Origin of the sequence: Pseudomonas batumici (genome assembly GCF_036585405.1) — a bacterium.
In the GTDB taxonomy this organism is placed as follows: Bacteria; Pseudomonadota; Gammaproteobacteria; order Pseudomonadales; family Pseudomonadaceae; genus Aquipseudomonas; species Aquipseudomonas batumici.
In genome coordinates, this window is the sequence record NZ_CP144470.1 from 2,297,725 (window position 1) to 2,320,763 (window position 23,039).

A 23,039-nucleotide genomic window follows, 5' to 3' on the forward strand; every position below is an offset into this window, starting at 1 on the left:
TCTGGCCAGACCAGGGGCTGACGACTCGGAACCATGGCGCACTACCTTATCCGGCGGGGCGCTATCGGCAAGCAAAACTGTTTGAGGCGATGATGCTATCAGAGACGCAGGCGACCACCACGGCTACGTGCAGCGCCCAGGCCATGGGGCAGGAGGCTTGCGCGGGTGTGCGCATGGCACAGGGCGATCGCCAGGGCATCCGAGGCGTCGACTTGCGGCTTGGTGGTGAGCTTGAGCAAATGCATGACCATCATCATCACCTGCTCCTTGTTGGCGCCCCCCGTGCCGGCCACGGCCTGCTTGACCTGGGTGGCGGTGTACTCGGCGATCTCGAGGTTTTCCTCGGCCCCGGCGACGATGGCCGCACCCCGCGCCTGGCCGAGCTTGAGCGCCGAATCGGCGTTTTTCGCCATGAACACCTTTTCGATGCCCATGGTCACCGGACCGTAGGTCTGGATCACCTCGCGCACACTACGGTAGACGATCTGCAAACGCTCGTGCAGTTCGCCGCTGCCGGTGCGGATACAGCCCGAGGCGACGTACACACAGCCGCGCCCGGTATCGCGCACCACACCATAGCCGGTGATGCGCGAACCGGGGTCGATACCAAGAATCAAAGTCATAGTGTCTGGGTCAGCCGAGCTGTTCGGCCACCGACTCGGGAATATCGGCATTGGAGTAGACGTTCTGCACGTCGTCCAGGTCCTCGAGCATGTCGATCAGCTTGAGCACCTTTTCCGCGCCCTCCAGATCGAGTTCGGCACTGGTGGTCGGCAACATGACGATTTCCGCGTCAGCCGCCTTGAAGCCCGCCGCATCCAGGGCGTTACGCACCGCATAGAAGCCGGCAAACGAGGTGAACACGTCGATCGAGCCGTCTTCGTGGGTGACCACGTCATCGGCGTCGGCTTCCATCGCCGCTTCCATCAGCGCATCTTCATCGATGCCCGGCGCGAAGGACAGTTGCCCCTTGCGTTCGAACAGGTAGGCTACGGAACCATCGGTCCCCAGGTTGCCACCACACTTGCTGAACGCATGGCGCACGGCCGCCGCGGTACGGTTGCGGTTATCGGTCATGCATTCGACCATGATCGCCACGCCGCCGGGGCCGTAGCCCTCGTAGCTCAGCTCGACCATGTCGTCGGTGTCGGCCGCACCGGCACCGCGGGCCACCGCGCGATCGATGATATCGCGGCTCATGTTGGCGCCGAGGGCCTTGTCCAGCGCCAGGCGCAGGCGCGGGTTGGAGCCCGGATCACCGCCGCCCTGACGAGCGGCGACGGTCAGCTCACGAATCCACTTGGTGAAGATCTTGCCCTTCTTGGCATCCTGACGTTCTTTGCGGTGCTTGATGTTCGCCCACTTGGAATGACCTGCCATAACTCGCTCCGAATGCTCTTTGAACCATTGTCTTGAAACAATGCCTTGAAACATTGCCCGCGCAGCCCAAGGGCTGCCGCCGGCAATAAAAAGTCTCGACCTTGAAAAAAGGCGCATCCAGTGGATGCGCCCTCGGGTCCGTCTTACTCTGCCTTGGGGGTTTCGCGCAGGCGGATATGCAACTCGCGCAATGCCTTGGCATCCACCAGGCCCGGTGCCTGGGTCATGACACAGGCCGCGCTCTGGGTTTTCGGGAACGCGATCACTTCGCGGATCGACTGGGCGCCGGTCATCAGCATCACCAGGCGGTCCAGGCCGAAGGCCAGGCCACCGTGGGGCGGAGCACCGTATTTCAGCGCGTCGAGCAGGAAGCCGAACTTCTCTTCCTGTTCCGCTTCGCCGATGCCCAGCAGACGGAACACCGCCTGTTGCATTTCCTTGCGGTGGATACGGATCGAACCGCCACCCAGCTCGGTGCCGTTCAGCACCATGTCGTAGGCGCGGGACAGCGCGGTGGCCGGGCTGGCCGCCAGCTCTTCAGGCGAGCACTTCGGCGCGGTGAACGGGTGGTGCAAGGCGGTGAAGCTACCGTCTTCGTTCTCTTCGAACATCGGGAAGTCGACGACCCACATCGGCGCCCACTCGCAGGTCAGCAGCTCGAGGTCGTGACCGACCTTGATCCGCAGCGCGCCCAGGGCTTCGCTGACGATCTTGGCCTTGTCGGCACCGAAGAACACGATATCGCCATCGACCGCGCCGACGCGATCGAGGATCACGTTGAGGTTGGCCTCGGGGATGTTCTTGACGATCGGCGACTGCAGGCCTTCCACGCCCTTGGCGCGTTCGTTGACCTTGATGTACGCCAGGCCCTTGGCACCGTAGATGCCGACGAACTTGGTGTAGTCGTCGATCTTGCTGCGCGGCATGCTCGCCGCGCCCGGGACGCGCAAGGCGGCCACGCGGCATTTCGGGTCGTTGGCCGGGCCGCTGAACACCTTGAATTCAACGTCCTTGAGCTGGTCGGCGACGTCCACCAGTTCCAGCGGGATGCGCAGGTCCGGCTTGTCGGAGCCGTAGCGGCGCATGGCCTCGTCCCAGGTCATGTGCGGGAATTCGCCGAATTCCAGACCCAGCACTTCCTTGAACAGGTTGCGGATCATGCCTTCGGTCAGGCCCATGATGTCCTTTTCATCGAGGAAGCTGGTCTCGATGTCGATCTGGGTAAATTCCGGCTGGCGATCGGCGCGCAGGTCTTCGTCGCGGAAGCACTTGGCGATCTGGTAGTAACGGTCGAAGCCGGCCACCATCAGCAGTTGCTTGAACAGCTGCGGCGATTGCGGCAGGGCGAAGAAGCTGCCGGCGTGGGTGCGGCTCGGCACCAGGTAGTCACGGGCACCTTCCGGGGTCGCACGGGTCAGGATCGGCGTTTCGACGTCGAGGAAGCCGTTTTCGTCCAGGTAGCGGCGGATGCTGGTGGTCATGCGCGAACGCAGACGCAGCTTCTCGGCCATTTCCGGGCGACGCAGGTCGATAAAGCGATAACGCAGACGGGTTTCCTCGCCGACGTCGGAGTATTCGTTGAGCGGGAACGGCGGGGTTTCCGCTTCGTTCAGCACTTGCAGCTCATAGCCCAGCACTTCGATGGCACCGGAGGCCATGTTGGCATTGCCGGCACCGGCCGGACGCAGACGCACCTTGCCGGTGATCTTGACCACGTACTCGCTGCGCACGCGATCGGCGGCGGCGAAGGTGTCGGCGCGATCCGGGTCGAAGACCACCTGGGCCAGACCTTCGCGGTCACGGATATCGAGGAAAATCACCCCGCCATGGTCGCGACGACGGTGGACCCATCCGCAAAGGGTGACTTCCTGGCCTTCCAGGCTCTCGTTCAGTTGGCCGCAATAATGGCTGCGCATCATGGTCGTGGTTCGCTTCTAGTCATTCGAATTCGGTGGAGGTCTTGTCTTGGCAACGCGACAAGTGCCCGCTCGTGTCGCTTATTTCAGTCGGCTTTATCGCCACCTGCCAGGTTTTTCTTGCTGCCGGTCTTGAAATCCGTCTCGTACCAGCCGGTACCGCTCAGGCGAAAACCGGGCATGGAGAGCATTTTTTTCAATTGCGGTGCCTGGCAGGCCGGGCAGTCGACCAGCGGTGCATCACTGATCTTTTGAATGGCTTCCAGTTGATGACCGCAGGAAGCGCATTGGTAGTCGTACATGGGCATGGGGCGTCTCGGCAATCGGATAACGACATCACTGCTGCCCGAGCCCGGGACGGGCCATGCAGCAAAGAGCGGGATTATATCCGTTAAATCGAGCCTTTGCAGCCGTGGACCGGTCAGCGCACCCGCCGGGGCCTGGCGAATCCCCCGAGACGCCCGGCCAGGCCTATATCGCCCGGGACAAACCGCCCAGCGTCAGCAGATGCACGACACACACCACCCGAATCAGGCCGCTGAAATTCTTCACCCCGCCATAACGCAGGTGAACCTCCATATCCACATTGGACAGCAAGGCATTGACCGTACATTCATGGGTATTGGCGATATCGGCCAATACCTTCCAGTAAACCTCCTCCAGACGCAAGCAGGTGGCAAAACCATTCAAACGCACCGAACGCGAAACCGGCTTCGCCAACCCAATATCGAAATCCAGCAACAGGGGATCCACCCGGGTCTTGCGCAAACAACCGGAACTCCCCACCTCATGCCCCACCCACTGAACCATTTTCATCGCACTCCGTCGCTGCACACCTTTGAATAAAGGCGTTCCTGGCAAACCTCCTGACATAAAACATTAAGTAAAAAACCCTATCCAGCAGACTGCACTACAGCCACTGTAGGAAGGGTCCATTAAATAAAGAAGAACAACGAAAAGCCCGGGAGCAGGCACCCGCGAACGCCTGCAAGCGTCTGGCCCGCGGACTTTGCCGACAGCGCCCCTGCCCCGCTGCAAGTTCTCCGACAGCGGCCCGGTGTCGAAGTTTGAGAAGGCCTGGGCTTTGCTGTTAAATAGAGACGGTGTCGTCGCTGTCGAATCTCTGACAGTGGCGCATAGGCGGATGATCACACGTGCCCAGCGCCTCACCTTTTTTCAGAAGCGAACCGTGTGCCATCCGCTCTTCCTTGTGATCCGTCTTTGAGTGAGTCAATAAAAATGTTGAAAATCGTCCACCTGCTAACGGGCGCTGTCGCCCTGCTGCTGTCCTTTATCCCCAGCCTGCGATCCGAAGCCCTGCCTTACCTGCAACAACCCGATGCGCTGTACCTGGCATTCTTCGGCTTGCTCAACCTCACCCTCGCGCCAGTCATTCCCTACTGGAACAAGGGTCCACGGCATCAACTGCAAATCCTGGTCAGCATCCTGCTGATCGTCGCCGTGGCGCTGCAAATCCTCACCCTGCTCGCCCCCCTGACCCAGATCGGCGGCCAACCCGCCGTGCTCCCGGGTCTGCTGGCCGCCGTGATTGCCGTACTGCTGCACCTGGCGGTGAGCTTCTACAAGAAATCGTCCCCGGCGGCGGCGCCTCACAACTACGACATGAGCAATCGCGATACCGGCACCGTGAAGTGGTTCAACACCTCCAAGGGGTTCGGCTTTATCTCGCGCGATTCCGGCGATGATATTTTCGTGCACTTTCGCGCCATCCGTGGCGAAGGCCACCGCGTACTGGTCGAAGGCCAGCGCGTGGAGTTCTCGGTGATGAACCGGGACAAGGGCCTGCAAGCCGAAGACGTGATCGCAGCCTTGCCGCGTCGCTGATCGGCCACAAAAAAACGCGAGGCAGCCGGGCTGCCTCGCGTTTTTTTATGTCGCCGGATTGAGCTTAATAATGAGGCGGCGGCGCGTCCTCTTCGAAAGAGCCGAACTGCCCCATCATTTCTTCATGGCGCTTGAGCAGGGCCGCCATCTGCAACTGCAGACGCTCGACCACGCGTTGCTGCTCCACCAGCACATCATTGAGTGACTGGATCGTGTCATCCTGAAACGCCAGGCGACTTTCCAATTCGGTCACGCGATCTTCAAGGTTCATACAACCGCCTGCACAAAACGCGGGTCATGCTGGAAGGCCACGCGCAACTTTTCGCGAATCCGCGCAACTTCCTCATCGCTGTAAGGCTGGGCCGGGTGCTTGCCCCAGACCGGTGCCGGCCATGCCACATCGTCGCGCCGACGGACAATCACATGCATGTGCAACTGGCTGACCACATTGCCCAAGGCCGCGACATTCATCTTGTCCGCCTGGAAGACCGATTGGAGCAACTGCGCCAACTCCGTGGTCTCTTGCCACAACTGCAACTGATCGGCCGCCTCCAGCTGGAACACTTCGCTGATATCCGCACGCCGTGGCACCAGGATGAACCAGGGATAGTTCGAATCATTGGACAGCAGCACTCGGCACAACGGCAGGTCGCCCAACGGCAAGGTGTCTTGTTGAAGACGCGAATCGAGAACGAACACCGTGAATACTCCTGCATGACTGAAAGGTTTACAGGCCGTCAGGATACCCGTGATCGGCCGCCGATTCACGGCCCTGGCAAGTGACACCGGCAAATGGGCGAATACGGGGCACCAGTGCTCCAGAATGGAACAGCCAACGCTTTCCCGGAGCCAGAAAGACCACAAAATTACACACCAGCCAGAAAAAGCCCCATATCGCCACAAAAATGTCACCTTTGTCTGAAATCCTTTGCCTACGTCATCGAGGGCGGCGCCTGACTCAAGGGACAAAAAAGCCCGCCTTGCTGCTACCCGCTCCCCTCATCGACACTGCGGATCATTTTTTTGCACCAAAACCGCACACTACGACTACTATCAGTGCACGCTTCACCCACCGACTACCCAGTCGGAGTGTGGACCGGTAACATTTTTCGCTTTCCATGGATTTTCAACGGATTAGCAGCACAAGGAAAAGCAGTACGTCAAGTACCCGCGCAAACGCCGCCGCCCCTAGGTTTCATAAGGGTTTCAGCGCGATGACGGTGCCTGGTAATTTTTTTCTTACATTTTTTTCACTTTGTGCATGCTTGTTGCATTACTGAATCAATAGTCGCGACAGAGGGTCTGCCCGGAAGCTGAAGCTCCTGCGACATCGTAACAACGCTGCACAGTGCGCCCATGGAGAGTTCAGGGCTTGAACATAGACAGAGCCTTTGCTTCTATGCTCATGCGTTTGAAACAGCGCTGAAGTTGTACAGCCCGTAGCAGAAGGGCTGTGAATTTGCGACATGGAGCTAGCTTTTTGCGACACGCTCGTAAAGAAGCCGCAAGGATAGGTGTGCAAGTATCGCCAAGTTTGTCGACGTGATATAAGTTTGCGCCGACACAAAAAAGAAAGAGCCGCCCAGACAAAAATACAGGTGGGACGGCAGTACTCTTCCTAAAAACCAAAGGAGCAAATCACGATGCGCGTGATGAAGTGGAGCATGATCGCCCTGGCTGTTACAGCAGCAGGCTCGCAAGTGGCTATGGCCGACCCGTTCGTAACCCCTCAGTCCGATGCCAAGGGTTTCGTTGAAGGTTCTTCGTTTGGTGTGAATCTGAAGAACTACTACTTCAACCGGGACAAGAAAGATGGTGGCGTCGACCAGAAAGACTGGTCCCAAGGCGTACTGGGCAAATTCAGTTCCGGCTTTACCCAAGGTACCGTCGGTGTCGGCGTCGATGCCTTTGGTGATGCTGGTTTCAAGCTTGACGGTGACAACACTCACGTGGGTACCGGCAACCTGAGCCATGGCGCAAATGGCGTCAACAACAGCTTTGGTAAAGCAGGCGCGGACGTCCGCGTTCGCATCTCCAAAACCCAGCTGACATTCGGCGACTTCACCCCTACTACGGCACCAGTATTCGCCGTCGGCGGCAGCCGTCTGTTCCAACAGACCGCTCGTGGCTTCCAACTGCAGAGCAGTGAAGTTAAAGACCTGGATCTCGAAGCCGGTCACTTCTACGCTGGTAGCAGCTCGGACTACACCTCGCTGCAAGGCAACCTGTTTGCCACCTACGCTGGTGTTACTGCCAAGAGCATCGATTATGTGGGTGGCAAATACGCCATCAACGAGAACCTGACCGCCTCCCTGTACGGTGCCAAGCTCCAGGATATCTGGAACCAGTACTACACCAACGTCAACTACACCCTGCCACTGGCTACTGACCAGTCCTTGAACTTCGACTTCAACCTGTATCATACAGACGATACCGGTGCGGCGAAGGCAGGCAAGATCGACAACAACGCTTTCTCGCTGGCAGCCGCCTATTCGTTCCTGAAGGCACACACCGTTACTCTGGCGTTCCAGAAGGTCAACGGCAACACGCCATTCGACTACATTGGTATCGAACGCGGCAAGGGCAACCAGGGTGGCGACTCGATCTTCCTGGCTAACTCGATCCAATACTCTGACTTCAACGGCCCAGGTGAAAAATCCTGGCAGGCCCGTTATGACATCAAAATGGCTGAGTACGGCGTCCCAGGCCTGAGCTTCATGGCTCGTTATGTCCATGGTGATGGCATCGACGGCACCGGCGCAACTAGCGGTGCATATGTCGGCGCCTACGGCAAAGACGGTCACCACTTCGAAACCAACCTGGAAGCCAAGTACGTTGTCCAGTCTGGTCCTCTGAAGGATCTGTCCTTCCGTGCACGTCAAGCTTGGCACCGTGGCAATGCTGACGATGGCGAAGGCAATATCAACGAGTTCCGCCTGATCACCGAGTACCCAATCACCATCTTGTAATCGCCTGATTACTTGCTTGATGATGTGACACTCGTTTAAAGAAAGGCCCATCCTGGTGATGGGCCTTTTTTATTGCGTCGCGATTGAGCAGGGCAACTTGATAGGTAGCTAATAAATAGCGAGCGTCATAGTTAGCCAACCGCCACTTCGCTTAACTACAGACACAAAAAAAGGGCTTTCGCCCCCGATATCGGTCCGTTGAATAAGTAAGATCTTGAAAACACCGCGAAACCCCGTGGGAGCCGGCTTGCTGGCGATGAGGCCCGCAAGCCCCACATCAACCTTGAGGACGCTATCGCTGGCAAGCCAGGCTCCTACAAGGGCCAATGTGCTTTCGAGCAGGTATTCACAACATCAGCCACGACCTTGATGCCCAGCCCACCGGCCAGGCATCAATCCCTCGATCACTTAACCGACTCTTCCTGCACCATCCGCACCACCTGCTGCGGAAACGGAATATCGATCCCCGCCGCTTTCAGGCGGTCCCGCGCCTGCTCATTGAACATGAACAGCACGTCCCAGTAATCGGGCGTATTGACCCACACCCGCAGGGACACCGTGATCGAGTGAGCCCCCAGCGTAGCCACCACGACCACTGGCGCCGGATCGGCCAGCACCCGCCGGTCCTTCGCCATCTCCAGCAGCACCTCGCGGGCCTCCTGCAGATTCGCCTGGAAATCCACGCCGACGTCGAACACCACCCGCCGAGTCAACTGACGGTTGTAGTTGGTAATGATCCCATTGGACAGGTTGCCATTGGGCACCACCACGGTCTTGTTGTCCCCGGTGCGCAGGATGGTGTGGAAAATCTGGATACTGTCCACCGTCCCGCTGATGCCCTGGGCTTCGATCCAGTCACCGATACGAAACGGCCGGAACAGCAGGATCAACACCCCACCGGCAAAATTCGCCAGGCTGCCCTGCAACGCCAGGCCGATGGCCAGGCCCGCCGCACCGATGGCCGCGACGAAGGAGGTGGTCTCCACGCCGATCATCGACGCCACGCTGACGATCAACATCACCTTGAGGCCGATGTTCGCCAGGCTGCTGATAAACCCCTGCAACGCCAGGTCGGCATTGCGCAATGCCAGCAACCTGCCCACACGGTGGGTCAGGCCGTTGATCAGCCACCAGCCGATACACAAGGTGACGATGGCCAGCAGCAGACGGCTGCCGTATTGCATGATCATCGGGATCCAGGCCTCTGAAACCTTGACCCAGTGATCCACTTGCGCGTTCAAATCCATTGTTCTCTCCGGTTACCTTGCGATGACCCGGCGAAACGACGGCCGCACTGCGCACTCCATCGTTTCACCGTGGTTGGGCCCTCCGACGCCGATAACTCCCAGAGGTTCCCTGACAGACTAGATCAGTCGCGGAAATTGTTGAATTGCAGCGGCACGTCGAACTCCTTGGCCCGCAGGTTGGCAATCGCCTCCTGCAGGTCGTCGCGCTTCTTGCCAGTGACCCGAACCTGCTCGCCCTGGATGGCGGCCTGGACCTTGAGCTTGGCGTCCTTGATATGGGCGACGATTTTCTTCGCCGTGTCCTTGTCGATCCCTTCCTTGAAGGTCGCTTCCTGCTTCATGACCTTGCCGGACGCATAGGCGTCCTTGATTTCAAGGCACTTGACGTCGATCTTGCGCTTGACCAGGGCCATGCGCAGGATCTCCAGCATGGCTTCGAGCTGGAACTCGGCCTCGGCGGTCAGGATCACGGTCTGCTCCTTGTCCTTGAACTCGAAGGAACCCTTGCCCTTGAGGTCATAACGACGGTCCAGCTCCTTGACGGCGTTCTCGACGGCGTTGGTGACTTCGTGCTTGTCCAGTTCGGATACCACGTCGAACGACGGCATCGTATTTCTCCAAAATAAAGTCGGCGCGGCTCAATACCGATGGAGCGCGCCTGGTTTGACGGTTAAAATCCGGGGGCATTATAGCGGTTCTTCCCACTCATTCACTTGTGAGCCACCCATGCCGAACCCGGATCTGAGCATTTTGCTGGTGAGCGATGAGAAGTTGGCCAGCAGTACGTTGGGCAGCAGCCTCCAGCGCATGGGTTATCAGGATATCCGCCAGGCCAATGACAGCGTCCTGGCACTGGAGCAACTCGACCAGCGGGCCGCCGGCCTGCTGATCTGCGCAGGAAGCGCAGGCCTGGCGCTGGCCGCCAAGGTCCGACAAAGGGACGAGATGAACAATCACTACACCTACGTGCTCCTCATCAGCGACCAATCGCCCGCGCTGTTGCTGGACGAGACCTCGGACAACGACATCGACGACCTGCTCGCCCCGGCCGATGTCGACCGCCATCTGCAGACCCGGGTACTCGCCGCCGACCGCCTGTGCAACACCTTGCAGCGCCTGCGCCAGGAAAACCGCCTGCTGCGCCAGAACATCGCCAGCCTCGAACAGCGTAACCTGGTGGACTCCCTGACCGGCCTGGGCAATGCCCGCTATCTGCGCCAGAAGCTCACCGACAGCCTGCGCCAGGTCCAGGCCCGCGGCGGTGCCATCTGCTACCTGCTGATCGGTATCGAAGAGGCCGAGTCGCTGCAACGCCAGTATGGCAACGACCTCTACGACGAGCTGCTGCAAGCCATCGCCCGTCGCCTGCAACAACTGGTGCGGCCGTTGGATGTGCTGGCCCGCCTGGACGAGCGGCATTTCGTCCTGATGACCCTGCCGCCCGACCTTCAGGAATGCGCCCCCAGCAGCTTCAAGCGCCTGCACGACGGCCTGAACCTCAAGACCTTCATGACCAACGCCGGCTCCATCGAGCTCAAGGCCGGCATCAGCCTGGTCGGCCTGGACAGCAAGTGCTTCCCCCTGGACCCGCAGACCCTGATGGACGAAGCCGAGGGACTGCTGCTCGAATCCTATGCCGGCGGCGTGGTCAGCGCCAAACGCCTGCCGGCCCGCAGCTGATGAGCACCCACTGGCATGTACTGGGCGCCGGCAGCCTGGGCAGCCTGTGGGCCACCCGGTTGGCCAGGGCCGGCCTGCCGGTCAAGCTGATCCTGCGCGACGCCGCGCGGCTGGCGGCGTACGAAGCGGCGGGCGGCTTGACCCTGGTCGAACAGGGCCAGGAACAACGCTTTGCAATTGCCGCCGAGCCCCTCGACGCCGACACCCCCATCGAGCGTCTGCTGGTGGCATGCAAGGCCTACGACGCCGAAGCCGCGGTCACCCGCCTCGCCTCACGACTCACCCCCGGCGCCGATCTGCTGCTGCTACAAAACGGCCTCGGCAGCCAGGACGCGGTCGCGGCGCGAGTGCCGCACGCGCGCTGCCTGTTCGCCTCCAGCACCGAAGGCGCCTTTCGCGACGGTGATTGGCGCGTGGTGTTCGCCGGCCACGGTTTCACCTGGCTGGGGGACGTCGCCCATCCCCAGCCGCCTTATTGGCTCGATGACCTGGCCCTCGCCGGCATCCCCCATGAATGGAACACCCAGATCCTCACCCGGCTCTGGCGCAAGCTGGCGCTCAACTGCGCCATCAACCCGCTGACGGTGCTCTACGATTGCCGCAACGGTGGCTTGCTGGAACATCATTGCGAAGTCGCCACGCTCTGCGCCGAACTGGCCGAACTGCTCGAATGCTGCGGCCAGCCGGCCGCCGCGCTGGACCTGTCCAGCGAAGTGGAACGGGTGATCCAGGCCACGGCGGCGAACTACTCCTCCATGTACCAGGACGTCGCCCAGGGACGGCGTACCGAAATCGGCTACCTGCTGGGCTATGCCTGCGCGGCCGCCGCACGGCATCACCTCAACCTGCCGCACCTGAGCCGCCTGTACAACCGACTGGTGGCCCACCTGACGGCCAAAGGCCTGCCCAGCACCTAAGCCGGTAAACATGAGCGCGTCAACATGAGCCGTGCCGCGCAAAAGACCCGGGCCAAACCGACGGTTTGATACACTCAAGGATGGCTGGGCGATCGAACCCCACCCGCCTCTCCCCGTCTCTCGAAACAGGACAACCGATGCCTCTGCGCCAGCGCCTTGAAAACCTGCCGGTCGGCCAGAAACTCCTCGCGGCCCTGTTGGTGCTGCTGACCACCGTGCTGCTGGTCGCCAACCTGACGTTCATCAGCGCCGCCTATTGGATTTCCCAGGAAAGCATGGCGCCGCAGGCCTTGCAGACCATCGGCCGGCTGGTGGCGAACCCGAGCCTGGTCAGCCAGGCCCTCGACTCCCCGCAAGCCGCCGAAGCCCTGCTCAAGGAGCTCGACAGCTACTCGCCACTACGCGCCGCCGCCATCTATGACGGCCCGGGCGATCGCATGGCGCAGCTGCAACATGGCGATCACCTGAAACTGCCGGAACGCTTTCGTCACATCGAAGCCTGGCGCCTGACGGAGTTTCGCAGCAACCAGGTGATCGAGATGCCGCGCCCAGGCTCGGAGCCTGGACACCTGTTGCTGGTGGCCAGCAGCGAACTGCCGGTGGCGTTCTACACCGGCACCTTGACCGCCAGTCTCGGCATCCTGATCTTCAGTATCCTGCTGTGGCTGGTCATCGCCCGCCAGATCAAGCGCCTGATCACCCGGCCGATCCACGAGCTCGAAGAACTGTCGCGCCAGGTCACCCGTGAAGAGAACTACGCGCTGCGTGCCCCACGTGGCAACCACGACGAAATCGGCAGCCTGGCGGAAGCCTTCAACACCATGCTGTCGCGGATCGAGGCCCGCGAGCAGCAGCTCAAGCGCGCCCGCGACGACGCCCAGGCCGCCTACGACCAGGCCCAGGGTCTGGCCGAGGAAACCCGCCACACCAACCGCAAGCTGGAACTCGAAGTCCAGGTGCGCAGCAAGATCGAGAAAAAGCTCACGGGTTTCCAGAACTACCTCAACAGCATCATCGACTCCATGCCCTCGGCCCTGATCGCCCTGGACGAGCAGCTCTATGTCACCCAGTGGAACCAGGAAGCCAGCGCCCTGTCCGGCACCCGGTTGGACGAAGCGCTGAACCAGCCGATCTTCCTCGCCTTCGAACCGCTCAAGCCGTTCCTGCCGCAGCTCAAGGAAACCGTCGAGCAGCACAGCGTGGCGAAGATCGAGCGGGTGACCTGGATCAAGGACGACGAAGCCCGCCACTATGCCCTGACCTTCTACCCGCTGATGGGCGGCGCCGGACGCGGCGTGGTGATCCGCATCGACGACATCTCCCAGCGCCTGTCGCTGGAAGAAATGATGGTGCAATCGGAAAAAATGCTGTCGGTGGGTGGTCTGGCGGCGGGCATGGCCCACGAAATCAACAACCCCCTGGGGGCCATCCTGCACAACGTGCAGAACATCCGCCGACGCCTGTCGTCGGAGCTGCCGAAGAACCAGGAGTACGCCCAACAGGCCGGCATCGACCTGGACACCGTCAACCTGTACCTGCAAAGCCGCGAAGTGCCGCAACTGCTCGACGGCATCCAGCAGGCCGGCGCGCGGGCGGCGAAGATCGTCACCCACATGCTCAGCTTCAGCCGGCGCAGCAACCGCGAGATGGCCCCCTGCGACCTGCCGGCACTGATCGACCAGGCGGTGGAGATCGCCGGCAACGACTTCGACCTGACCATCGGTTTCGACTTCAAGGGCCAGGCGATCCTCCGCCAGTTCGACCCGCAACTGGGCCCGGTTCCCGGCACCGCCAACGAGTTGGAACAGGTGTTGCTGAACCTGCTGAAAAACGCCGCCCAGGCCATTCACCAGCGTGAGGACGAGCGCGAACCCGGGCGCATTATCCTGCGCACCCGCCTGAATCCGCCCTGGGCCGAGATCCAGGTCGAGGACAACGGGGTCGGCATGCCGGAGCACATCCGCAAACGGACCTTCGAACCCTTCTTCACCACCAAGGAAATCGGCCAGGGCACGGGCCTGGGCCTGTCGGTGTCCTACTTCATCATCACCAACAACCACAAAGGCCAGATGGAAGTGCAATCGGCGCCGGGCGCAGGCACCTGCGTGACCCTGCGTCTGCCGTTGGCCGGCAGCCAGGCGGCGCTTCCCGAACCGAGCAAAGCGGAGTCTTGAGCATGGGTTTTCGTCTGTCAAAGATTTACACACGCACCGGCGACGCCGGGGAAACCGGACTGGGGGATGGCCGTCGGGTACCGAAGGACCATCCGCGGATCGAAGCCATCGGCGAGGTCGACATGCTCAACAGCCAGTTGGGGCTGCTGCTGGCCGGGCTGGCGGAGCTGGTGGTGATCCATCCGGAACTCAGTGAACTGATCGAAGTGCTGGCGCCGGTTCAGCATCGGTTGTTCGACCTGGGGGGCGAACTGGCGATGCCGACCTACCAGGCCCTCGACGCCGCCGAGGTCCAGCGCCTGGAAACCGCCATCGATCGCTGGAACGAGGAGTTGGGGCCACTGGAAAACTTCATCCTGCCCGGCGGTTCGATGCTGATTGCCCAGGCCCATGTCTGCCGCAGCCAGGCACGCAGCGCCGAGCGGCGTTGCCAGCAGTTGAATGCGGTCGAACCCTTGGGGGGTGTTGGGCTGGCCTACATCAACCGGCTGTCGGACCTGCTGTTCGTGGCGGCGCGCTTGATAGCGCGACGCGAGAAGATTGCCGAGATATTGTGGGAGGCGGCCAAGAAGCCGGTCTCCCACTGATAATCGCCGTTATTGCGGCCAGAACGCCCGAATACCGGCCACGCCCTGCGCGCCGGTTTCCCAGGCGCGCTGCAACTCGTTCGGCCCGACACCACCCAGCAGATACACCGGTTTGTTGAACCCGGTGATCAACTGCCCTGCCCGCTCCCAGCCCAGCGGCTGCGCCTCGGGGTGCGTCTGCGTCGGCTGGACCGGCGACAGCGTGACGAAATCCACCCCCATCTGTTCGGCCAACGCCAACTCTTCAGCGTCATGGCAGGAAGCGCCCAACCAGCGATCCGCCGGCAACGGACGCCCGGCACTGGCGTACTTGCGCAACTGCGCGGACGTCAGGTGCCAGCCCGCCGATGGGAAATCCCCCAGCCACTCGAAAGGCCCCTTGAGCATCAGTTGCGCCTTGCCCGCACAGAGCCCCACCGCATCCACCGCCAGATCGCGGTATTGCGGGTCATAGCCGTTCGGCGCCCGCAGCTGGATCAGCTTGATCCCGCCGGCAATCGCCTTCTGGATGCCCTTGAGCAACTGTGGGGGCTCCAGGCCGTCCGGCGTGATCAGGTACTCGGCCGGCAAACGGGCCGCCGCGACAATCGGCTGGTTGGCCGCCGGAAACTCGTAGTCCGCCAGCTCCCGCACACCCACCCAGGCCAACGGCTGCCCCTCGGCACCATGGGGTTCGCCGGTAAAGGCCGAAACCTCCCAGACATCCAGCAAGACCTGCTTGTCCGGGTAATCGTGCCGCACCTTGATCAAGGGTCGCGCGGCGCTGACCGTGATACCCAGCTCCTCCTGAAGCTCGCGGGCCAGGGCCACCTGGACGGCTTCGCCGTCCTCGACCTTGCCGCCGGGAAATTCCCAGAGACCGCCCTGATGCTGGCTGTCCGCGCGGCGGGCAATCAGGATGCGACCGTCGACGCCACGGATAACCGCGGCCGCCACATGGATGCGCTTCACGTTGAAACCTCCTGCAGGGAGCTGTAGTTCAGGGCTGGGGTTCAGGTACGGTATTCCGCGTTGATCTTCACGTACTCGTGGGACAGGTCGGTGGTCCAGATGGTTTCGCTGCACTCGCCGCGACCCAGATCGATACGAATACCGATCTCTTCCCGGGCCATGACCGCCGAACCCTGCGCCTCGGTGTAGGTCGCGGCACGGGCACCCCGGCTGGCAATGCACACTTCGCCGAGGAACACGTCGATCTTGCTCACATCCAGCTCCGGCACGCCGGCACGGCCGACAGCCGCGAGGATACGGCCCCAGTTCGGGTCGGAGGCGAACAGCGCGGTCTTGATCAGCGGCGAATGCGCCACGGTGTAACCGACATCCAGGCACTCCTGGTGATTGGCGCCGCCGTTGACTTCGACGGTGACGAACTTGGTCGCGCCTTCGCCGTCGCGGACGATGGCCTGGGCCACCTCCATGCACACTTCGAACACGGCCTTTTTCAGCGCCTCGAACAACGCACCGCGGGCCTCGGTGATTTCCGGGAGCGCCGCCTGGCCGGTGGCGATCAGCATGCAGCAGTCGTTGGTCGAGGTGTCGCCGTCAATGGTGATGCGGTTGAACGACTTGTTGGCGCCGTCCAGCATCAGGTTGTGCAGCACCTCGCGGGAAACCTTGGCGTCGGTGGCGATGTAGCCGAGCATGGTCGCCATGTTCGGCCGGATCATCCCCGCGCCCTTGCTGATCCCGGTAACGGTGATAGTCACGCCGTCATGCTGGAACTGGCGGCTGGCGCCCTTGGGCAGGGTGTCGGTGGTCATGATGCCGGTAGCGGCCGCGGCCCAGTTGTCCACGGACAGGTCATCCAGGGCCGCCTGCAACGCCCCTTCGATTTTTTCCACCGGCAACGGCTCGCCGATCACCCCGGTGGAGTACGGCAGCACCGCGCTTTCGTCGACACCGGCCAATTCGGCCAGCTTGGCGCAGGTCCGCGCCGCGGCGGCCAGGCCTGGCTCGCCGGTACCGGCGTTGGCATTGCCGGTGTTGGTCAACAGATAACGCACGGTGCCCTGGACACGCTGCTTGGCCAGAATCACGGGAGCGGCGCAAAACGCGTTGAGGGTGAACACCCCCACCACCGTGGAGCCTTCGGCACAGCGCATCACCACCACGTCCTTGCGCCCGGGGCGCTTGATACCGGCCGAGGCGATACCGAGTTCAAAACCGGCAACCGGGTGCAATGTGGGCAAAGGACCAAGACCAACAGCCATGAATGCGCTCCTTTCAATGTAATGTCTGCACTGCCGTCACAACGGGCAGTGTTGCAAATGGAAAAACGCCGCGACGGCGGTGCCGGTCGCGGCGCGAATATTTCAGGCTCTGTACGATAGTTGCCTGCGCGGCGATCATGCTGCGTTAAAAACAGGCTCGGAATACTCATGTAGGTCCCCTACACTCCGCTTCCTCGCCTGTTTTTGCCTTGCCTGATCACCGCTCGGCGAACTCTCGTACAGACCCACGTTTATTTAGCTGATCTGACCGTGACAGTGTTTGTACTTCTTGCCCGAACCGCAGTAGCACAGTTCGTTGCGGCCCAGCTTCTGCTCGTTGCGGACCGGCGCGGCGGCCAGGGCGACGTCGACTTCTTCACCCAGGAGTTCCGGCTCTTCCAGACCCGGCACTTCAGCGTGCTGGAACTGCATGCGCTGGGCCAGGGCCTCGGCTTCCTGACGCAGGCGCGCCTCTTCCTCGGCCGGGTCTTCGCGACGCACCTGGACGTGGGACAGCACGCGGATAGAGTCGCGCTTGATGGAGTCCAGCAGTTCGGAGAACAGGGTGAACGACTCGCGCTTGTACTCCTGCTTCGGGTTCTTCTGCGCATAACCGCGCAGGTGGATACCGTGACGCAGGTGATCCATGGTCGACAGGTGCTCTTTCCACAGGTCGTCCAGCACACGCAGCACGATCTGCTTCTCGAAGGTACGCAGCGCTTCGGCGCTGGCCTGCTCTTCTTTCTCGTTGTACACCGCCAGCAGCTCGTTGAGCAGCTTCTCGCGCAGGGTTTCTTCGTACAGGTGATCGTCTTCGTCGAGCCACTGCTGGATCGGCAGCTTCACGCCGAAATCGTTCTGCAGGGCCGATTCCAGGCCCGCCACGTCCCACTGCTCGGGCAGCGATTGTGGAGGAATATGGGCACTGACAGTGGCGCTGAGCACGTCCTGGCGGAAGTCGGCGATGGTTTCGCCGATATTGTCGGCGGCCAGCAACGTGTTACGCATGTGATAGATCACTTTACGCTGTTCGTTGTTGACGTCGTCGAACTCGAGCAATTGCTTGCGGATATCGAAGTTGCGGCCTTCGACCTTGCGCTGGGCCTTTTCGATGGCGTTGGTCACCATGCGGTGCTCGATCGCCTCGCCAGGCTGCATGCCCAGGGCCTTCATGAAGTTCTTCACCCGGTCCGAGGCGAAGATGCGCATCAGGCTGTCTTCCAGGGACAGGTAGAAACGGCTGGAACCGGCGTCACCCTGGCGACCGGCACGACCGCGCAACTGGTTGTCGATACGACGCGATTCGTGACGCTCGGAGGCGATGACCTGCAGGCCGCCCGATTCGAGCACCTGCTGGTGACGTTTCTGCCAGTCGGCCTTGATCTGGGCGATCTGCTCGGGGGTCGGGTTTTCCAGGGCCGCCACTTCGACTTCCCAGTTACCGCCCAGGAGGATGTCGGTACCGCGACCGGCCATGTTGGTGGCGATGGTCAGGGCGCCAGGGCGACCGGCCTGGGCAATGATTTCCGCTTCCTTCTCGTGGAACTTGGCGTTCAGGACCTTGTGCTCGATGCCTTCCCGGTTGAGCAGGCTGGACATGTGCTCGGAGGTCTCGATGGTCGCCGTACCCACCAGCACCGGACGACCCTGGGCCAGGGAGTCCTTGATGTCGGTGATGATCGCCGCGTACTTCTCGTCGGCGGTGAGGAACACCAGGTCGTTGTAGTCCTTGCGCGCCAACGGCTTGTTCGTCGGGATGACCACGACCTGCAGGCCGTAGATCTGGTGGAACTCGAAGGCTTCGGTGTCGGCGGTACCGGTCATGCCGGACAGCTTGGTGTACAGGCGGAAATAGTTCTGGAAGGTGGTCGACGCCAGGGTCTGGCTTTCGGCCTGGATATTGAGGTTTTCCTTGGCCTCGATGGCCTGGTGCAGGCCCTCGGACAGACGACGACCCGGCATGGTACGGCCGGTGTGTTCGTCCACCAGGACCACCTGGCCTTCCTGCACGATGTATTCGACGTTGCGGTTGAACAGCTTGTGGGCGCGCAGGCCGGCATAAACGTGGGTCAGCAGGCCCAGGTTATGCGACGAATAGAGGCTCTCGCCCTCGGCCAGCAGGCCGACCTGGGTCAGCATCTCTTCGATGAACTGGTGACCGGCTTCGTTCAACTCCACCTGACGGCTCTTCTCGTCGATGGTGAAATGGCCTTCCTTGGTCACCACGCCTTCCACTTCCTCGATGTGCTGCTTGAGGCGCGGGATCAGCTTGTTGATCTCGGTGTACAGGCGCGAACTGTCTTCGGCCTGGCCGGAGATGATCAGCGGAGTACGGGCTTCGTCGATCAGGATGGAGTCGACTTCGTCGATCACGGCGAAGTTCAGCTCGCGCTGGAACTTCTCTTCCATGCTGAACGCCATGTTGTCGCGCAGGTAGTCGAACCCGAATTCGTTGTTGGTGCCGTAGGTGATGTCGGCGGCGTAGGCGGCACGCTTCTCTTCCGGCGGCTGGAACGGCGTGACCACGCCGACCGTCAGGCCGAGGAATTCATAGAGCGGACGCATCCAGTTGGCGTCGCGGCGGGCCAGGTAGTCGTTCACCGTCACCACGTGCACGCCCTTGCCGGACAGCGCGTTGAGGTAGACGCCCAGGGTTGCCACCAGGGTTTTACCTTCACCGGTGCGCATTTCCGCGATCTTGCCTTCGTGCAAGGTCATGCCGCCGATCAACTGCACGTCGAAGTGGCGCATGCCCATGATCCGCTTGCCGGCCTCACGGGCCACCGCGAAGGCTTCGGGCAGGAGTGTGTCGAGGGTCTCACCTTGGGCTATGCGGGCCTTGAACTCTTCGGTCTTGGCACGCAACTGCTCGTCCGAAAGGGCCACCATTTGCTCTTCGAAGGCATTGACGATCTGTACCGTCTTGAGCATGCGTTTGACTTCACGCTCATTCTTGCTTCCAAAAAGTTTCTTTAACAAAGGCGCAAACATATCGGCAGGTTCTTCCACACATAGGGATGGAGGGCGGCCCCGGTGAGTCGCCCGAGCAGCCCTCATGGCCGCATGCGAACGAGTATTCTACCCGGAAACGACGGTGAGGAAAGTGGCGTTGATCCACGATACTGGCACAGCGCTTTGACGGGGCCACTCTAAAGTAAGGTCTTTTTCCCGAACTTCAAGCCATCGGGAGCAGACGTTAGCCGCGGACTTTAGGGCCAAAGACGATTCACATCAATGGCCGCCGATGCCGCAGGCGCTTCTGCTACCATGGCGACTCTGTTTCTTCAGGTGTCTGAATCATGGCATTTCGCCCTCTCACGGCCCGGGCACCCGCTGTCCTGCTTCGCGAAGCCAAGCCGCTGAAAGCGATTTTTGGCCATGCCCAGCGCCTTGCGCATTTGCAGCGACTGCTGGAAAGCCAACTGCAACCCGCCGCCCGCGAACACTGCCATGTGGCCTCGTGGCGCGAAGGCAGCCTGCTGCTGATCGTCACCGACGGGCACTGGGCCACCCGCCTGCGCTACCAGCAAAAACGCCTGCAACGGCAATTGCAGGCGTTCGACGTCTTCAGCGGCCTGACCCGCATCCTGTTCAAGGTGCAGCCACCGACCGTCCCGCAGGGAGCGGCGGGCCACACCATGGATCTGTCCGTCAGTGCGGCGCAAACCATCCAGGACACCGCCGATGGCATCAGCGATCCGAACCTGCGCGCCGCCCTGGAGCGCCTGGCCAGCCACGCCAGGCCCAAGGCCTGAGCCGCCCCTCCCCCCTGACGCCACGCCACCTGCAGGAGCCATGACCACTCGGCGCCGCAGCGCAGCCCTGCGCTAATCTTTGCGCCTGCACGGTCGATAGCAAGAGCGCAACACAGAACACAATCAAAACAACAATCCGGCTCTCCCCTGAGAAGAGCCCCTAAGGAGTAGAGGAAGTATCAGCTTGCGTTCAACCTTGTCCGGCGCGCGCCCTCCTTCATCGCCTGCCTGGACAGCAAAAACCTTAGCGGACCTCGAGAGCCATGAACAAAAACCTCAAATTCAGTCACAAGATCCTGCTGGCTGCGTCGCTGATCGTGCTGACAGCCTTCGCACTCTTCACCCTGTACAACGACTACCTGCAACGCAATGCGATCCGCGATGACCTCAACAGTTATCTGCATGAAATGGGTGGCGTCGCCGCGAACGACATCCAGACCTGGCTGACCGGCCGCAGCCTGCTGATCGAAAACCTGTCCCAGTCGGTTGCCCTCAACGCGGACCCGGCCAACGTCTCCAACCTGCTGGAACAGAAAGCCATCACCACCACCTTCATGGGCGCTTACCTGGGCAACAAGGACGGCAGCTTCATCATCCGCCCGGACAGCAAGATGCCTGACGGCTATGACCCGCGTGCCCGGCCCTGGTACAAAAGTGCCGAGAACAGCAGCGGCTCGGCCCTGACCGAGCCCTATATCGACCTGGCATCCGGGCAGTTGGTGATCTCCATCGTCAACACCGTGCGCAAGGCCGGCCAGAGCGTCGGCGTGGTGGGCGGCGACCTGAGCCTGCAAGCCATCGCCGACAGCCTCAGCGCCTTGCGTTTCGACGGTAACGGCTACGCCTTCCTGGTCAGCGCCGACGGCAAGATCCTGGTGCACCCGGACAAGGCCCTGGTGATGAAAAGCCTCGGCGACGCCTATCCGCAGAACACCCCGCGCATCGGCAACGAGATCAGCGAGACCGACGTCAACGGCAAGACCCGCATCGTCGCCTTCGCCCCGATCAAGGGCCTGTCCTCGGTGAACTGGTATGTCGGCCTGTCCGTGGACAAGGACAAGGCCTTTTCGATGCTCAGCAAGTTCCGCAGCTCGGCGGTGGTTGCCACCACCGTCGCCGTGCTGATCATCATCGCCCTGCTCGGCCTGCTGATCCGCGCGCTGATGCAACCGCTGCACGTGATGACCCGCGCCATGCAGGATATCGCCGACGGCGAAGGCGACCTGACCCGGCGCCTGACGATCGAGTCCCAGGACGAGTTCGGCATCCTCGGTGCCGCGTTCAACCGCTTCGTCGAACGCATCCACACCTCGATCACTGAAGTCTCCTCGGCGACCCAGCACGTCAACGAAGTGGCCCTGCGGGTGGTCAGCGCCTCCAACTCGTCGATGCTCAACTCCGACGAACAGGCCAGTCGCACCAACAGCGTCGCTGCGGCCATCAACCAGTTGGGCGCCGCCGCCCAGGAAATCGCCCGCAATGCCGCCCAGGCCTCGAACCAGGCCAGCGACGCCCGCGGCCTGGCCGAAGACGGTCAGCAGGTGGTGGAACGCAGCATCAAGGCCATGCACCAATTGTCGGAAATGCTCGCCACCTCGAGCACCAACATCGAGTCGCTGAACAGCAAGACGGTGAACATCGGGCAGATTCTCGAAGTGATCACCAGCATTTCCCAGCAAACCAACCTGCTGGCCCTCAACGCCGCCATCGAGGCGGCCCGGGCCGGTGAGGCCGGACGCGGCTTTGCGGTGGTCGCCGACGAGGTGCGCAACCTGGCCCACCGCACCCAGGAGTCGGCCCAGCAAATCCAGACCATGATTGAAGAACTGCAGGTCGGCGCCCGGGAATCGGTCGGCACCATGGGCCATAGCCAGCGCCACAGCCTGGAAAGCGTGGAGATCGCCAACCTGGCCGGCGAGCGCCTGAGCAGCGTGACCCAGCGGATCGGCGAGATCGACGGCATGAACCAGTCCGTCGCCACGGCCACCGAGGAGCAGACCTCGGTGGTCGAGTCGATCAACATGGACATCAACGAGATCAACACCCTCAACCAGGAAGGTGTGGAGAACCTGCAATCGACGTTGCGGGCCTGTTCCGACCTGGAACAGCAGGCCGCACGGTTGAAGCAGTTGGTGGGTAGCTTCAGGATTTAAGAGCAGGGTCGGGGCTGGGCTTGTCCGCCTCCGACTCCTCCTGCAACTGCCGCCAGAGCTCGGCGGCACCGGGAAACTCGGTGCCGTCCTCGCCAGTCAGCGCTTCGCTGTCGTAACGGCTCAGACAGCCTTCACCCACGGTCGGCGGCGCCTTCGCGGTCGCCTTGTCGAGCGGATCGGCCATTACCCAACCTCCACGCCCGTCA

At 61.6% G+C, this 23,039-nt stretch carries 21 protein-coding genes; 8 read left to right on the plus strand and 13 right to left on the minus strand.

The annotated features are described in order from the left end of the window. Positions 1–98 precede the first annotated feature (98 nt). From ruvC to NUH87_RS10325, 5 genes are all read right to left on the minus strand, one after another. The gene (gene ruvC / locus NUH87_RS10305) at positions 99–623 is read right to left on the minus strand and encodes a crossover junction endodeoxyribonuclease RuvC (protein WP_040070478.1); all 525 of its coding nucleotides are present in this window, start codon (positions 621–623) and stop codon (positions 99–101) included. 10 nt (positions 624–633) lie between these two features. Continuing rightward, positions 634–1,380 carry a YebC/PmpR family DNA-binding transcriptional regulator gene (locus NUH87_RS10310; RefSeq protein ID WP_040070479.1) on the minus strand — a complete coding sequence of 249 codons (747 nt, stop codon included), beginning with the start codon at positions 1,378–1,380 and terminating at the stop codon, positions 634–636. A gap of 143 nt (positions 1,381–1,523) precedes the next feature. Beyond that, entirely contained in the window at positions 1,524–3,299 is a 1,776-nt protein-coding gene (gene aspS, locus NUH87_RS10315; RefSeq protein WP_040070480.1) for an aspartate--tRNA ligase, read from the minus strand. A gap of 83 nt (positions 3,300–3,382) precedes the next feature. Then, positions 3,383–3,604 (minus strand): FmdB family zinc ribbon protein, encoded by a 222-nt coding sequence (locus tag NUH87_RS10320; protein ID WP_040070481.1) that lies wholly within the window; start codon positions 3,602–3,604, stop codon positions 3,383–3,385. A 163-nt stretch (positions 3,605–3,767) separates the two neighbouring features. Beyond that, the gene (locus tag NUH87_RS10325) at positions 3,768–4,106 is read right to left on the minus strand and encodes a ribbon-helix-helix domain-containing protein (RefSeq protein WP_040070534.1); all 339 of its coding nucleotides are present in this window, start codon (positions 4,104–4,106) and stop codon (positions 3,768–3,770) included. Positions 4,107–4,535: 429 nt separating this feature from the next. Between NUH87_RS10325 and NUH87_RS10330 the strand changes: the two genes are divergently transcribed. Beyond that, positions 4,536–5,141, plus strand: a complete 606-nt coding sequence (locus tag NUH87_RS10330; protein WP_338525856.1) for a cold-shock protein — start codon at positions 4,536–4,538, stop codon at positions 5,139–5,141. Positions 5,142–5,205: 64 nt separating this feature from the next. Here the strand turns inward: NUH87_RS10330 and NUH87_RS10335 are convergent, their stop codons facing one another. Both NUH87_RS10335 and NUH87_RS10340 read right to left on the minus strand, forming a co-directional pair. Continuing rightward, positions 5,206–5,412: a SlyX family protein gene (locus NUH87_RS10335; protein ID WP_040070485.1), complete on the minus strand. Its 207-nt coding sequence runs from the start codon at positions 5,410–5,412 to the stop codon at positions 5,206–5,208. Beyond that, the gene (locus tag NUH87_RS10340; RefSeq protein ID WP_040070486.1) at positions 5,409–5,840 is read right to left on the minus strand and encodes an HIT domain-containing protein; all 432 of its coding nucleotides are present in this window, start codon (positions 5,838–5,840) and stop codon (positions 5,409–5,411) included. The genes NUH87_RS10335 and NUH87_RS10340 overlap by 4 nt, the downstream gene beginning before the upstream one ends. A 944-nt stretch (positions 5,841–6,784) precedes the next feature. Here NUH87_RS10340 and NUH87_RS10345 point away from each other — a divergent pair. Continuing rightward, positions 6,785–8,110 carry an OprD family porin gene (locus NUH87_RS10345; protein ID WP_338525857.1) on the plus strand — a complete coding sequence of 442 codons (1,326 nt, stop codon included), beginning with the start codon at positions 6,785–6,787 and terminating at the stop codon, positions 8,108–8,110. A gap of 404 nt (positions 8,111–8,514) precedes the next feature. On the opposite strand, the gene NUH87_RS10350 is transcribed toward NUH87_RS10345, so the two are convergent. Together NUH87_RS10350 and NUH87_RS10355 are read right to left on the minus strand one after the other, a co-directional pair. Then, complete coding sequence (locus tag NUH87_RS10350) at positions 8,515–9,357, minus strand: mechanosensitive ion channel family protein (RefSeq protein ID WP_040070488.1); 843 nt, start codon at positions 9,355–9,357, stop codon at positions 8,515–8,517. 122 nt (positions 9,358–9,479) lie between these two features. Beyond that, positions 9,480–9,965, minus strand: a complete 486-nt coding sequence (locus tag NUH87_RS10355) for a YajQ family cyclic di-GMP-binding protein (RefSeq protein ID WP_040070490.1) — start codon at positions 9,963–9,965, stop codon at positions 9,480–9,482. Between the two features lie 118 nt (positions 9,966–10,083). On the opposite strand from NUH87_RS10355, the gene NUH87_RS10360 reads away from it, so the two are divergent. The 4 genes from NUH87_RS10360 (at position 10,084) to NUH87_RS10375 (ending at position 14,715) form a co-directional block, all read left to right on the plus strand. Next, the gene (locus NUH87_RS10360) at positions 10,084–11,037 is read left to right on the plus strand and encodes a diguanylate cyclase domain-containing protein (protein WP_338525858.1); all 954 of its coding nucleotides are present in this window, start codon (positions 10,084–10,086) and stop codon (positions 11,035–11,037) included. Continuing rightward, complete coding sequence (locus NUH87_RS10365) at positions 11,037–11,954, plus strand: putative 2-dehydropantoate 2-reductase (RefSeq protein ID WP_338525859.1); 918 nt, start codon at positions 11,037–11,039, stop codon at positions 11,952–11,954. The genes NUH87_RS10360 and NUH87_RS10365 overlap by 1 nt, the downstream gene beginning before the upstream one ends. A gap of 137 nt (positions 11,955–12,091) precedes the next feature. Beyond that, on the plus strand, positions 12,092–14,128 hold the full coding sequence (locus tag NUH87_RS10370) for a sensor histidine kinase (RefSeq protein WP_338525860.1): 2,037 nt from the start codon (positions 12,092–12,094) through the stop codon (positions 14,126–14,128). Between the two features lie 2 nt (positions 14,129–14,130). Then, a complete protein-coding gene (locus NUH87_RS10375) occupies positions 14,131–14,715 on the plus strand; it encodes a cob(I)yrinic acid a,c-diamide adenosyltransferase (protein ID WP_338525861.1) in 585 nt (194 codons plus the stop codon). 9 nt (positions 14,716–14,724) lie between these two features. On the opposite strand, the gene NUH87_RS10380 is transcribed toward NUH87_RS10375, so the two are convergent. The 3 genes from NUH87_RS10380 to secA form a co-directional block, all read right to left on the minus strand. Beyond that, a complete protein-coding gene (locus tag NUH87_RS10380) occupies positions 14,725–15,666 on the minus strand; it encodes a Nudix family hydrolase (RefSeq protein WP_338525862.1) in 942 nt (313 codons plus the stop codon). A 41-nt stretch (positions 15,667–15,707) separates the two neighbouring features. Next, a complete protein-coding gene (gene argJ, locus NUH87_RS10385) occupies positions 15,708–16,925 on the minus strand; it encodes a bifunctional glutamate N-acetyltransferase/amino-acid acetyltransferase ArgJ (protein WP_338525863.1) in 1,218 nt (405 codons plus the stop codon). Between the two features lie 255 nt (positions 16,926–17,180). Beyond that, positions 17,181–19,916: a preprotein translocase subunit SecA gene (gene secA / locus NUH87_RS10390; protein WP_338525864.1), complete on the minus strand. Its 2,736-nt coding sequence runs from the start codon at positions 19,914–19,916 to the stop codon at positions 17,181–17,183. Positions 19,917–20,224: 308 nt separating this feature from the next. Between secA and NUH87_RS10395 the strand changes: the two genes are divergently transcribed. Both NUH87_RS10395 and NUH87_RS10400 read left to right on the plus strand, forming a co-directional pair. Further along, positions 20,225–20,680 (plus strand): DUF721 domain-containing protein, encoded by a 456-nt coding sequence (locus tag NUH87_RS10395; RefSeq protein WP_040070500.1) that lies wholly within the window; start codon positions 20,225–20,227, stop codon positions 20,678–20,680. A 263-nt stretch (positions 20,681–20,943) separates the two neighbouring features. Next, positions 20,944–22,833 (plus strand): methyl-accepting chemotaxis protein, encoded by a 1,890-nt coding sequence (locus NUH87_RS10400; protein WP_338525865.1) that lies wholly within the window; start codon positions 20,944–20,946, stop codon positions 22,831–22,833. On the opposite strand, the gene NUH87_RS10405 is transcribed toward NUH87_RS10400, so the two are convergent. Then, a complete protein-coding gene (locus tag NUH87_RS10405; RefSeq protein WP_338525866.1) occupies positions 22,823–23,017 on the minus strand; it encodes a hypothetical protein in 195 nt (64 codons plus the stop codon). The two genes, NUH87_RS10400 and NUH87_RS10405, sit on opposite strands and share 11 nt — an antisense overlap. Positions 23,018–23,039 lie beyond the last annotated feature (22 nt).